The 11,837-nt window shown below is 66.3% G+C and carries 14 protein-coding genes and 2 tRNA genes; 3 read left to right on the top strand and 13 right to left on the bottom strand.

What is annotated here, in order from left to right:
* Nucleotides 1-86: 86 nt before the first annotated feature.
* Entirely contained in the window at nt 87-692 is a 606-nt protein-coding gene (locus tag ACIP5Y_RS31845; RefSeq protein WP_400355698.1) for an SRPBCC family protein, read from the bottom strand.
* A gap of 130 nt (nt 693-822) precedes the next feature.
* Here ACIP5Y_RS31845 and ACIP5Y_RS31840 point away from each other — a divergent pair, with 130 nt between their 5' ends.
* The gene (locus ACIP5Y_RS31840) at nt 823-1,476 is read left to right on the top strand and encodes a TetR/AcrR family transcriptional regulator (protein WP_400355697.1); all 654 of its coding nucleotides are present in this window, start codon (nt 823-825) and stop codon (nt 1,474-1,476) included.
* 41 nt (nt 1,477-1,517) lie between these two features.
* On the opposite strand, the gene ACIP5Y_RS31835 is transcribed toward ACIP5Y_RS31840, so the two are convergent.
* The 7 genes from ACIP5Y_RS31835 to ACIP5Y_RS31805 form a co-directional block, all read right to left on the bottom strand.
* Nucleotides 1,518-2,117, bottom strand: a complete 600-nt coding sequence (locus tag ACIP5Y_RS31835; RefSeq protein WP_400355695.1) for a hypothetical protein — start codon at nt 2,115-2,117, stop codon at nt 1,518-1,520.
* A gap of 211 nt (nt 2,118-2,328) precedes the next feature.
* A tRNA-Val gene (locus ACIP5Y_RS31830) sits at nt 2,329-2,403 on the bottom strand.
* A gap of 16 nt (nt 2,404-2,419) precedes the next feature.
* A tRNA-Gly gene (locus tag ACIP5Y_RS31825) sits at nt 2,420-2,492 on the bottom strand.
* Between the two features lie 118 nt (nt 2,493-2,610).
* Entirely contained in the window at nt 2,611-3,195 is a 585-nt protein-coding gene (aroQ, locus tag ACIP5Y_RS31820; RefSeq protein ID WP_400355693.1) for a gamma subclass chorismate mutase AroQ, read from the bottom strand.
* 130 nt (nt 3,196-3,325) lie between these two features.
* Nucleotides 3,326-5,245 carry an MFS transporter gene (locus ACIP5Y_RS31815; protein WP_400355691.1) on the bottom strand — a complete coding sequence of 640 codons (1,920 nt, stop codon included), beginning with the start codon at nt 5,243-5,245 and terminating at the stop codon, nt 3,326-3,328.
* Between the two features lie 289 nt (nt 5,246-5,534).
* Nucleotides 5,535-5,690: a hypothetical protein gene (locus ACIP5Y_RS31810; RefSeq protein ID WP_400355690.1), complete on the bottom strand. Its 156-nt coding sequence runs from the start codon at nt 5,688-5,690 to the stop codon at nt 5,535-5,537.
* 135 nt (nt 5,691-5,825) lie between these two features.
* Nucleotides 5,826-6,641: an LLM class F420-dependent oxidoreductase gene (locus ACIP5Y_RS31805; protein ID WP_400355688.1), complete on the bottom strand. Its 816-nt coding sequence runs from the start codon at nt 6,639-6,641 to the stop codon at nt 5,826-5,828.
* 337 nt (nt 6,642-6,978) lie between these two features.
* Here ACIP5Y_RS31805 and ACIP5Y_RS31800 point away from each other — a divergent pair, with 337 nt between their 5' ends.
* Nucleotides 6,979-7,722, top strand: coding sequence for a hypothetical protein (locus ACIP5Y_RS31800; RefSeq protein WP_400355687.1), 744 nt, complete (start codon nt 6,979-6,981; stop codon nt 7,720-7,722).
* A 19-nt stretch (nt 7,723-7,741) separates the two neighbouring features.
* Here the strand turns inward: ACIP5Y_RS31800 and ACIP5Y_RS31795 are convergent, their stop codons facing one another.
* Nucleotides 7,742-8,245 (bottom strand): hypothetical protein, encoded by a 504-nt coding sequence (locus ACIP5Y_RS31795; protein ID WP_400355685.1) that lies wholly within the window; start codon nt 8,243-8,245, stop codon nt 7,742-7,744.
* Nucleotides 8,246-8,399: 154 nt separating this feature from the next.
* Nucleotides 8,400-8,948: a DUF6817 domain-containing protein gene (locus tag ACIP5Y_RS31790; RefSeq protein WP_400355683.1), complete on the bottom strand. Its 549-nt coding sequence runs from the start codon at nt 8,946-8,948 to the stop codon at nt 8,400-8,402.
* A gap of 209 nt (nt 8,949-9,157) precedes the next feature.
* Between ACIP5Y_RS31790 and ACIP5Y_RS31785 the strand changes: the two genes are divergently transcribed.
* The gene (locus ACIP5Y_RS31785; RefSeq protein ID WP_400355681.1) at nt 9,158-10,093 is read left to right on the top strand and encodes a LysR family transcriptional regulator; all 936 of its coding nucleotides are present in this window, start codon (nt 9,158-9,160) and stop codon (nt 10,091-10,093) included.
* Here the strand turns inward: ACIP5Y_RS31785 and ACIP5Y_RS31780 are convergent.
* The 3 genes from ACIP5Y_RS31780 to ACIP5Y_RS31770 are packed head-to-tail and all read right to left on the bottom strand — an operon-like array spanning nt 10,090 to nt 11,819.
* A complete protein-coding gene (locus ACIP5Y_RS31780; RefSeq protein WP_400355679.1) occupies nt 10,090-10,593 on the bottom strand; it encodes a carboxymuconolactone decarboxylase family protein in 504 nt (167 codons plus the stop codon). The two genes, ACIP5Y_RS31785 and ACIP5Y_RS31780, sit on opposite strands and share 4 nt — an antisense overlap.
* 26 nt (nt 10,594-10,619) lie before the next feature.
* On the bottom strand, nt 10,620-11,153 hold the full coding sequence (locus ACIP5Y_RS31775; RefSeq protein WP_400355678.1) for a VOC family protein: 534 nt from the start codon (nt 11,151-11,153) through the stop codon (nt 10,620-10,622).
* A gap of 21 nt (nt 11,154-11,174) precedes the next feature.
* Complete coding sequence (locus ACIP5Y_RS31770; protein ID WP_400355676.1) at nt 11,175-11,819, bottom strand: TetR/AcrR family transcriptional regulator; 645 nt, start codon at nt 11,817-11,819, stop codon at nt 11,175-11,177.
* Nucleotides 11,820-11,837: the final 18 nt, after the last annotated feature.

Genomic DNA, 11,837 nt, shown 5'->3' with positions numbered 1-11,837 from the left:
AGGCCCCCGGTGCGATATACGTTGAAAGGGGCGGAAGTGAATCCGCCCCTTTTCTTGCCGAGATCCGTCGGTGGACTCCGATTCCGCTACCGTTCGGCAGCCGTGCGGAGGTCACTCAGCCAGGCTTCGAGCCCGGCGCCCAGGAACTGTGTCGAGGTGGGCACGTCCGATTCGACCTGTGCGCCACTCCAATTCTCCTCGGTGCGCACCAGGACGCCGCCCGGGACCGGGATGAAGTTCCAGACGTGGGTGCCACCCTCGATGTTCAGCCCGTCACCGACCGCGGGTCCGGTCCAGCGGACGCAGCTCCGGTCCTGCATCTGCTGAACGGTCGACGTGATGGTCAGCGTGGTCGCGGGGGTCTGGTCGGTGGCCGGGACGGGCATGGTCCACCGGAACTGCGAACCGGGCTGCAGCGGACCGGAATCCAGGCGGTGCACGCTGGTGACGGGCGGCTGCCAGGACGGCCAGGCCTCCACATCGGTGTGCAGATTCCAGATCTTCTCCAGCGGCGCCTTGATCAGCGTCTCGGTCCGGTAGTGGATGGGCGCGTTGGGGTCGATGCCCATTCCGCCGCAGGTCAGCGGTGCCACGTCCGCGCTGGAGCTGTCGGCGTGGGCCGGTGCGGTGGTGGCGCCCAGGATTCCGGCGGTGACGGCGAGTCCGATGAGGGTGGCGCGAGTGTTGATCATTGCCCTGCTCCTAGCTAGTTAGCGCTTCTTGCGTTAGTTAGAAGGTATAACGCTTTGCCGCGATAGGCAAGTGCAAAAGTGATAACCTCTAACTGGAAGCGGCGGGACGTCCGCCGGGAAGGAGCAGTCCATGCCGGAAACCGGTGCGACGAGCCCGCGCGAGCGCTATCGAGTGCAGATGCGAGCGGAGATCAAACAGTGCGCCTGGGAGCAGATAGCGACCGCGGGCGCATCCGCCCTGTCGCTGAACGCGATCGCCAAACAGGTGGGCATGAGCGGCCCGGCGTTGTATCGGTACTACGCCAGCCGCGACGAGCTGATCACCGACCTCATCCGCGAGGCATACCGCAGCCTGGCCGACGCCATCCGCGCGGCCCGGGACTCCGGTACCGGCATCGCGGGACTGGCGCACGCGCTACGGGAGTGGGCCTTGGCCGACCCGCAGCGATACTTCCTCGTCTACGGCACCCCGGTACCCGGCTACCGAGCCCCCGGCGACACCACGGAGATCTCCAACGAGATCATGACCATGCTGATCGAGGCCTTCGCCGAGCATCCCGCGGACCTGCCGCAGACCCCGTTCGACGCGCATCTCGAACAGCACCGCCGATGGGCCGCAGCCCATTCCGTCCCGGCCACCGTCCTGCACCGCGCGGTGTCCTTCTGGACCCGGCTGCACGGCGTCCTCTCCCTCGAACTCGCCGGCCATTTCACCGGAATGGAGTTCGACCCCGCCCTGCTCTTCACCGAAGAGCTGAATACTCTTGTGCCGCCCCGCCGTTGACCGCGGTATCGGCTGCTTGTCGGCGGCCGAAACAGGCCGGGTTACCACCCGCCCGCGAAGAAGCCGGCCAGGGCGGGAGCGCCGGGGGAGTCGGCGAGCTGCTCGTTGATCTGAGTGACAGTTCGCGCCAGTCCTGCATCGGCGGTACGCATCGGGAGCATGGACAGCAGTGAGGAGAAGGGTGCGAACGTGCCCTGAATATTGGCTATCACCAGCAGCAGTGAGAACAGCGCGAGGAGCGTGGTCACCGCGCCCGTCGAGGCGAGAGTGGATCGTCTTGCGGCGCTGAGATTTCCGGAGCGCAGGAACGCCTTCCACAGCAGGATGCACAGCGTGACGAGCACAGCGAACAGGACGACCGCGATCACCGCCTTGGCGAGATGGAATCGCATCCAGTAGTCGACGGTCTGATCCAAGGCCGGTGTGTAATCACGCTGACCGGCCGCCCAATAGTCGACGAAGGCTTTGGTGAAGGCATCGCGCAACGCGGACTCGCTGGCATAGCCGGTCGATCCGATCGAGGCCAGCAAGGGTGGCGCGAGGAATACCGCGATACCCAGCATGACCGCGAGGGCCGTCAGCAGGCCGAGCGTGCGGGCGGGCAGAGTCGAGGGGCGCGAGGAAACCGCGGTGGAGGACAAGGGTGTTCCCTTTCGTCCGATGTCAGGGCGAAAGCACCTGCCGGTCTCCGCTATCGAGCGATCACCGACCCGGTGCTATCCCCGAGATTAGTGCGACCGACCACGCGGTGATACCGCTGTCATCGCCGAAAGGGGTAGGCGAGCCGTCGATGGTGCTCGAACCCTCGGTGTGTGCCTGACCTCGGAGGCTCAGTTCACACTGGTCGAACGTTGGTGCGCGATACTGGGATTGAACCAGTGACCTCTTCCGTGTCAGGGAAGCGCTCTCCCGCTGAGCTAATCGCGCGAGATTTCCCCCGCAGAGCGGATGACGGGATTCGAACCCGCGACCCTCACCTTGGCAAGGTGATGCGCTACCAGCTGCGCTACATCCGCATTTCGCTCGCCGTGGCTCCGGAGCCGATCGGCTTGCGGGACAGAACTTTAGCGTACACCCGGGGACGAAATGCAAATCGCCTGGAAATCGGGGGTTTTCACGGGTTCCGGAGCCGCGTCAGGACTCGCACAAGGGCATCGAGGCCTGCACCAGTGCCGCTTGATGCAGGGGATCGTGTTCGCGCGAGCCGGCGGCGAGGACGCTGCTCGCGAGCTGCGCGGTGCAGTCCGGAGCGGCCAATTCGGTTCGCTGGGCCGCCATTTCATCGATGATCTGGAAATTGACGCGGTCGATCACCGGGCGAATACCTGTGAGATCGGTAACCGGCGCAGGCGCGTTCTGCAGCCCGGAACGCCACACCGTCACCAGTCCGCGCTGCACGGTTTTATTGGCTTCGATCTGCCCCTGGAATACCTGCCGCACCCGATCGGCCGGCAGGTCGTGTTGCGCGCCCAACTGCGTCATGGCGTCATAGATCGCGGCCTCGCGGGCGGGATCGTCGATGGTGGGCTGCGAACCGTTCTGCTGCGCGGCGGCCCATTTGACCTCCGCGACGGTGTCGGCGGTATCGAGTCGTTCGGCCAGCAGTCCGACCAGGCGATCCAATGAGCCCGGCTGCTGGGCGGCCGCCGTATGCGCGGTGCCCAACTGCCCGGCCAGCATCATGATCGAAGAAACCGCAGCTACGGCCAGACCCTTCATCTTTCACCCGTCCTCATTGTCGAAACCGCACCCGTGCGAGCCCTTCCGGACCGGCCGGTGACAACCGTCGCGTCCTGGCTGCGCTGCCCACTCTGCCATTGACCGGACTCGACCCCAAGCTGCGGGACCGCTATCTCTCGGACGACCCCGTCGTCTGGAGCGGGGGATCGGCCAGGGTATCGATAGCGCGGGTGAGTTCGTCGAGCGCGGGCATGGCCGCGCTCAGCAGATGCTGCCAGCCCGGGTGCAGCCCGGACAGCGCGGTGCGCAGGATATCGGTGTTGGTGGCCTGCCAGGACTGCACCGCATCCTGTCCTGCGGCGGTGAGGGTCAGCGTGACCGCGCGCTTGTCGTCGCCGGGTGCTCGGGTGATCATGCCCTGCGATTGCAGCCCGTTGACCAGTGTGGTCACCGAATTCGGCGCCAGATGCAGCAACCGTGCGAGCTGCCCGGGCCGGATGCCGGGATGCTCGGAGACGCAGGACAGCAACTCCAGCTGTGCGACCGAGAGCGTATTGGCCGGATCGGCGGCGCGGGCGGCGCGGCGCATGGCCCGGCGCAGGCAGGCGATGACCTCGGCCAGCGCGCTCTCGTCGGGCCGGCCGGTCCAGGCGGGCGACGGCTCTATCGCGGATGCGGTCATCGACTGCTCCTCGTTGTCGGATGATCCTTCGGATCCTCTCCTACTGTGTACAACCGTAGTCGCGGCGGCCAGCACCGCGAAGGCGAGCAGCCCGGCCAGCGCGATTCGCGGTGCGGCACTGGAATTTCCGGTGTGCCCGCCCAGATGCAGGGCCAGCGTGACGACGGCGACGCCACCCGCGGTGCCGAGCCCGCGGCTCATGTTCACCAGTCCGCCGCTGGTCCCGGATCGGCCCGGCGGGATGGCGCTCATGATGCCGGTGTTGTTGCTCGGGATGAACAGTCCCAGCCCGAGTCCGAGGACGCCCAGGCAGATGAACGCCCACCAGGCCGTCGACGGCGAGATCACCAGCCCGGCCAGCGCCAGCACCGCGGCCGCCGCCCCGAGTCGTTCGCGGAAGCGAGTGTCCCACTCCCGCGGCAGTATTCGCGCCCCGGCAATGGCCGCCACCGCGAACCCGACAGGCAACGCGGTGAGCACCACACCGCTGCCGGTGACATCGGCACCGTGCAACTGCGGGAACAGAGCGAGCGGCCCGAACAGCACCAGATACGCCGCGAAGGCCCCGACCAGGCCGACCGATACCGCCGGCGGCCGCAGCAACGCCGGATCGATCAATGGTTCGGCCGCCCGGCGCGCCCACCGGACCGAGCCCGCGATACACGACAGCGACACCGCCGCCAGCACCCACAGCGCCCAGGCCGGGATCCGCAGTCCCGAGATCGCGGAGACGACCAGCAGGGTGCCGGTGGTGCCGCCGATGAGGAGAAGCAGTCCGCGCCAATCGAACTGCCGCAAGGCCGCGCGCTGCCGCGTGCGCGGTAGCAGGTAGCGGCCCGCGATCAAGGCCAGGATTCCGACCGGGATGTTCACACCGAACACCCACCGCCACCCCGCCGATTCCACCAGCGCCCCGCCGAGCGCGGGCCCGAGCGCCAATCCCAGCGCCTGCGCCCCGGCCTGAATCCCCAGTGCGGCGCGCATGCGCTGCGGCGGCACACTGGTCACCACCAAGGCGACGCTATTGGCCTGCAACATGGCCGCCCCGACCGCCTGCACCACCCGGAACCCGATGAGCCACCCCAATCCGGGCGCCAGCGCGCAGGCCGCGGACGCCAGGGTGAACACCACGAACCCCTGCATATAAACGAACTTCCGGCCGATCGCATCGGCCACACGGCCGGCGGTGACGACCAGACCCACCAGCGTCAGCAGATACGCCAGCGACACCCATTGCACACCCGCCAGCGGCGCACCGAACTCGTGCTGCACCGCCGGGAAGGTCAGCGTCACGATACTGGCGTCGAGCTGACCCATGAATGCGCCGAGGCACACGGTCGCTACCGCGAACCAGCCTGCGGCGGGGTGCTCCCGCACGGTACGCGGTCGCGCTGACTCCACAAACACGCTGAAACCTCCGAACCCTCTCTCTGCTTCATTCTAAAACAGAACATCTTCAGGAGAATGTGGAGGTCTCTCGCAACAGAATCAGCTGTTCATTCATTCTCAGACAGAAGTTCATTGAAGAGACTCCGGCCGGTGCACAGTCTCGGCCGCGCGACCCCGGACACAGCAAAAGCCCGGCGCACACCATGGGCATGCGCCGGGCTTCCGGCTTGTGAAGTGCCTGTCGGTTCGGCCGCCTCATCGGCCGGTGTGTCCGGTCAGCCGAGGGGCAATCAGCTGAGTGGCGCGGTCACCCGAACGGGTACTGCCCGGCGCCGCCACCCAGGCCGCCGCCACCGAACCCGCCGCCGAGACCGATGACATCGCTGATCAGCGACACCAGGCTCTCCCCGATCCCCAGTACGTCGTAGCCGATCATGCCGAAACTGTCTGCGAGAGTTTGCATCACTGGCTCCCTGTCGAATCGATTCGATGAGGTGAAGCAGGCGAGCGCAAAACAGATGATCGTTCGCAAGATAACCCCGCCGATGCGACCGCGAACCGGGCATTGCGAACCTCACAGCAGACTCCCAGCGATCGCTCACAGGTATCGATCGGCAACCTTGGCGAATTCATCCAGGGCACGCAGGGTTTCGGATTCCGGCAGGGTCGGCAGGCCGAACGTAGCCCGCTGCACACCGGCCTCGGCATAGGCATCCAGCAGCGCGGGATCGGGTGCGACATGCGTCGCCGTGACCGGCAGATCGTGTCCGCCGAGCTGGGCCAGCTGCGCCGGAATCTCCGCGGGATCACTCACCGCGGCCGGGATCCAGCCGACCCCGTGCCGGATCGCCCGCTGGGCCGCCGCCTCACCACCGCCGATGAGGATCGGCGGATGCGGCCGCTGCACGGGCTTCGGCCAGGAGTACATGGCATCGAAATCGATGAACTTGCCGTGGTATTCGGCCAGGTCCTCGGTCCAGATCGCGCGCAGCGCCGCCAGCTGCTCATCCAGCAGGGCGCCCCGAGTACGCGGATCCGTGCCGTGATCGGACATCTCCGCACGATTCCAGCCCACGCCGACACCGAACACGAAGCGACCGCCCGAGACCAGATCGAGGGTGGCGACCTCCTTGGCCGTATGGATCACATCGCGCTGGATCAGCAAGGTCACCGCCGTGCCGAGAATCAGCCGTTCGGTGACCGCCGCGACCGCACCCAGCACGACGAACGGATCGACCACCCGGAGATACTTCCGATCCAATTCACCACCCGAAGGGGAGATCGCCGACCGGGCGGGGATATGCGAATGCTCGGCCAGCAGCAGCGACTCGAACCCCCGTTCCTCCAGCGCCACACCGAGTTTCGGACCACTGATGCCTTCGTCGGTGACGAAGGTGGAGATGCCGATATCCATCTGTACACGAACGGCTGCCGACCTCCCGATATTCCTTACCGCACGCCACGCGCCTGAAGATCGGCTGACGAAATCGCCGGGATCGTCGCAATCCGGCAGCGGCGACGGTTGAATGCGAGGGCTGGGCAGGTGGACTACGGGGAGGTGTTGGCCGGCAATGGGTTTGCGTGCGAGCGGTGCTCTACGTGCGGGCGCGGCGATCGCGGCGGCGGTGATACTCAGCGCGGGCGCATGCGAGTCGTCGCACGGGCATACCCCGGGACCGAAGCCGGTATCGGCGACCTCCTCGGTCGTGGCGGGGCCGAAGACTACGAAGACAACGAACACAGTGCTGCCAATGCCGAAATGGCTGGTCTCGGCCGGCGCCTTGAAACTGCTCGCGGATGCCGGCATGTCGCAGGCCGAGCTCTCGGCGGATTTCGATACGCCATCCACCTATCTGGTGGCGGGCACACAAGGCTCCGATGATTATTCCAATGCTGTTCGCACACAGACCTTCACGAGTGTCGATGCGCTGCGGTCCGCCGTAGAGCGCGGCCTGGACCCCGCGACTCAGGCCGTGCTCTACGACAACGAGGCATGGCCGCTCACACCCACCGCCGAGCAGCAGGATCCGGCGGCCGCCGAAACCCGCGCGGCCGCCGTCGCCCATGCGCATCACCTGCTGCTCATCGCCACTCCGGCCACCGATTTGACCCGCATCCTGGCTCCCGGCGAAAACAGTTACGACGCCTACCTGCGCCTCGGCATCTCCGCCGCGGCAGCGAAAGCGGCCGATGTCATCGACATTCAAGCCCAGGGCAGTGAAGCGGACACTTCCCGATACGCCGATTTCGTGAAGCAGGCAGCGGCCGCGGCCCGCACTGCGAACCCGAAAGTGGTGGTGCTGGCCGGAATCAGCACCAATCCCAGCGGCCAATCCGTCACGGCCGATCAGGTCGGCGCCGCAATCGACGCCACCCGATCGTTCGTGGACGGTTACTGGCTCAATGTTCCGCAGGCAGGAAATGCCTGCCCACGCTGCGGCACGGCACAACCACAAGTAGCCGTGGGCCTGCTACGCAACATGAATTCGCATTGATGGCACTCGTCCGCAGTGCTTACCCGGGCGGGAGCGGCGGCAGGGTATCGTCATCATTCGGGTCGAGGCGCTGATTCTCGCGAATCTGGCAAGCCCAGGCGGGCATGGCCAATGAGCATTTCTGCATCACATCCGGCTCGGTGGCATTGACGACGCTACTGGTGGCGAGAGCGGCACCGATTCCGCCACCGGCCACCGCGCCCATCAGGCAGCCGAAAGGAATCGAAAGCACCTCGGCCGGCGGTATGGGCAACCCCATCAGGCCGCCGACCAGGCATCCGGGTACCGCGCCGATCGCCGCACCGGCCAGGCCGGCGCCAATGGATGCGCTCTGTGCCTGCGCATTCTGTGCCGCGACCGCATTGTTGTAGTCGTCATTCGCATCCACCGGTTGCAGCGGCGGGGTAGTGGTGACAGGGGCCGGAGCCGGTCCGGGCGCCGCCGCACTGGCCACCCCCGCCGAAACTCCGACCAGCGTGGCGACGGATAACAACAGTATTCCGCCGCGAGTCGCAATCGACATGGCGACCTCCCAATGTAGAACTCGAAAAACGTTTCCGCGCAAGCAAACCCCGATCGGCTGTGAGTTCCGTCAGACCGATCTGGCAAACGACTGCCAACGCTGTGGTGAAACTGTGAGCGCTACACGAAACGAATCGGCTTCCGCCGCAACGCAGTCAGGAATCCTTCGGTGCGAGCTGGTTGCTGCACGCTCGCCACGCCTGCGGCGAGAGATGCCGTCTGGTGCGTTCGAACAGTCGATACAGCGCCGGTCCGTGTTCGGCGGCGAGTTCGGCATTGTGGGCCATGACATCGAGTTCGTTCGCGGCGGTGATTTCCATGAAGGCGTGCACAGCGCTGCCGTCGGGTTCATGGTCGCGGCCGGTGAATCGGTCGGTGAACACGACGGGCGTCGCACCGAGTCGTGGATAGACCGCGGATCGGTCACAGCTGCAGTAGAAATAGACCAGGGATTCGGCGCGCTCACCGATGAGCGCGACCACGATGTCGCGCCCGGAGAGTTCGAGCAATGGCCGGTTGAAGCCGTCGGTGCCGTACATGGCATGGCAGAGTCCGGCATATCGAATGTCCTCGTCGGCATTCCATGCGGCGAGCAGATCGGCGACTCTGTTCAGATGAGCGAGCAAGGTGCCGCCGGGATGCGCGATCCGATCGGCGCCGCGGCTGCGCAGGAACTCTTCGATGTTCTTCCGTTCGACAAGCATGGTCGGCGCCTTCCTCTCGGAGTGCGGGTCGGCACCCGTCCCGGCTTCCGCGCGAGGTCCGGACCAGGCGAAAAGCCGGGCCGGGTTGCCGCCCATTGGGCCCATATCGATCATCGACGCCGGCCGGTGCGCGGTCAATTCTCGGAATAACTTGGCAATCCCCAAGACTCGGCTTGGATGCGGCGCGAACTACGGTGACAGTCGTGCGCATGACCTTCGACGACCTGCGAGTATTCCTGGCGGTCTGCCAGGCGGGAAACCTCAGCGCCGTCGCCCGCGACCTGTCCTGTACCCAGCCCGCCGTCAGCCAGCACGTGAAACGACTCGAACAGGCCACCGGCGTCCGCCTGCTCGAACGCCGGCCCGACGGGGTGACACCCACACCGGAAGGACTACTGCTGTACGCCGCGGCCAGCGACGGCATCGCCGGACTCGACCTCGCCCTGCGCCGGCTCGGCGAATTCGCCCGCGGCGAGGCCGGTTCCGTACGCCTGCACACCGGAGCGACCACCATCCGGCATTTCATGTCCGAGGCGATCATCGAATTCCGCGGGCGGTTTCCCCGGGCGTCGCTCGATTTCCGGACGACCGTATCCAGTCGCCAGAGCTTCGACGCCGTGCTGGAAGGTAGCGTCGATCTCGCCTGGGTGACCATCAACGGCACGGTGCCGGGCGTCGAGCTACGACCTGTCGTGGAGCTGCCGTGGGTACTGGCAGTCCGCGACGACGACCCCATAGTGCGCCGGGCTGCCATCGGCCCCGAGGATCTCACTGTCATCAGGCATATCCGCCTGCCCGAGCACTCCGCGTCCCGCCGTCATCTCGATACCGCGCTTACCCGGCTCGGAATCCACCTGACGTCGGAAACCGGTGTGACGGACTGGAATACCGCAGTGCTGCTCGCCGAACTCGGTACCGGCCACGCCGTGGTGCCCGCGCTCCCGTACAAATCGGCGGCAGCCGGCAGCAGACTCCGCTACCTGGCCCTGCCGTTCATACCGCCGCTGCCGGTCGGCTGGGCGGTCCGGCGCTGGGACGCGCTCACCCCGCTGGCTCGCGCCTTCGCGGACCTCGTCGAGCGGCAATGCCGGACCTGCCTCGACGAGGAACCGCCGCTGCCGAGTGAAAGGCCCTGCGGCGGTTAGAAAGGCTCGCCGGCGGTGGTGACCTCGAAAGCGTTGAGGAAGTTGCAGACCAGCTGATAGAAGCCGACGGTCAATACGAGGTCGGCCAGCTGGGTGACGGTGAGGAATTCCAGTGCTCTCTTGCGGTCGGCGTCGTCGAGGGTGTGGGCGATCAGCAGCCGGTCGGTCAGGGTGAGAATCGCCGCCTCCTCGGTGCCGAGTCCGGCGCTGGTGCCTGTGGCCGCCGCCGCGATGGCAGTCTCGCCGAGACCTACTGCGCGAGCGAATCTTTCATGATGATGAATCTCGTAGGGTGCGGCATAGATGTGGCCGACACGCAGGATCGCCAGTTCTCGCAGTGCCATGGGCAGCGAGTTGGCCTGCAGCATGGCGTCGGCCATCGACAGGAAGCTCGGCGCCAGTCCGGGGGAGTGCGCCACCATCCGGTAGACGTTGGCGCTGTGGGTGGACAGCGCCTCCTGGAGTGCGCTCGGCAGGGTCCGGGTATCCGGGAAATCCACGGTGAAATCCTTTGTGAGAGAGAGCTTCAGAGCTTGTCGATCTCGCCGCGGATGGGTTCGCTGCCATCCCACTCGGCGGCAACCTGCCGGATGTAATCGAAGAACTGCCCCTTGGGGCCGCTGGTATCGGAGATCTCGATGATGTGCCCGAAGGTCTGCTCGGTGTCGAGGTAGGCGAAGCGGCCTTTCTCGCCACCGATCGAGCCCTCGTGCCCGACGGTGTATCCCAGCTCCAGCGCCTTGTCGTAGAGGCCTTGAAAATCGTCGGTCCAGTACGCGATGTGCTGCAGGCCTTCCCGGCCGGAGTCGAGGAACTCCTTGTACAGCGACGGCGCATCATTGCGCGGCTGGATCAGCTCGATCTGCAGATCCCCCGAATTCGCCAGCGCCACACTCATTTTCATCGGTGACGGGGCGCCCCGATAGATGAAGTTGTCGGTCTGCACATCGTGGACGTAGAACCACGGCCCGACGCCCTGATCGAGCCAGCGCTGCATCTCGGTCCGGATATCGCGGACGACATAACCGAGCTGGGTGATTCTGCCGAAGATCCGGCTCATGGGTACTGCCTTTCGTACTTCTCAATGGGATCGGAAATCCGTTGCGGGGCACAGTCGTGCGAAGAGCATCAGCTCGAGTTCGCGACGGCCGGCCTCGAGATCGAGTTCGGGGTCGAGCATCGATTGCAGTGTGATGCCGCGCAGCGCGCCGATCGCCGTCACGGCCAGGGCCCGCGCATCGACTTCGGCGGCGAACTCGCCGGTCGCCTGCCCGTCCACGATGCGCTGAGTGAACTCCGCCCGGAACTCGCGGTCGGCGGCCAGCACGATGGCGCGGCGCTCCGAGGGCGTCGCCACCGCATCCGCCCACAGCACCAGCCGGGCCCGATTGATCGGCGGCAGATCCGCGATGACCGTGAAATACAGATCGAGAAACCCGCGCAACGCCTCGACCGCCGACCCGGACGCGGTCTTACCGAGGATCTCCGTGCGGAACTGCTCGGACACGGTACCGACGAGCCGCTCCATCATCGCGCCCTTCGACCCGAAGTGATGCGTGACCAGCCCACGGCTGTACCCGGCACGCTCCCCGATGACGGCCAGGGTCACCTGCGAGGGACCGAGCTCGGCCACCGCCTCGGCCGCCGCCTCCAGCAGCCGCCGCTCCGCTTCGCCGCGGCGCTCCTCCTGCGAGCGGCGCTCGGAAGTGCTGCTGCGGTTCATCATTCGTCTCCGTTCCCGTCG

Source organism: Nocardia sp. NPDC088792 (assembly GCF_044750615.1).
Taxonomy (GTDB): domain Bacteria; phylum Actinomycetota; class Actinomycetes; order Mycobacteriales; family Mycobacteriaceae; genus Nocardia.
The sequence above is the reverse complement of the archived record's forward strand: the minus strand, read 5'-3'. Positions and strand labels throughout refer to the sequence as shown.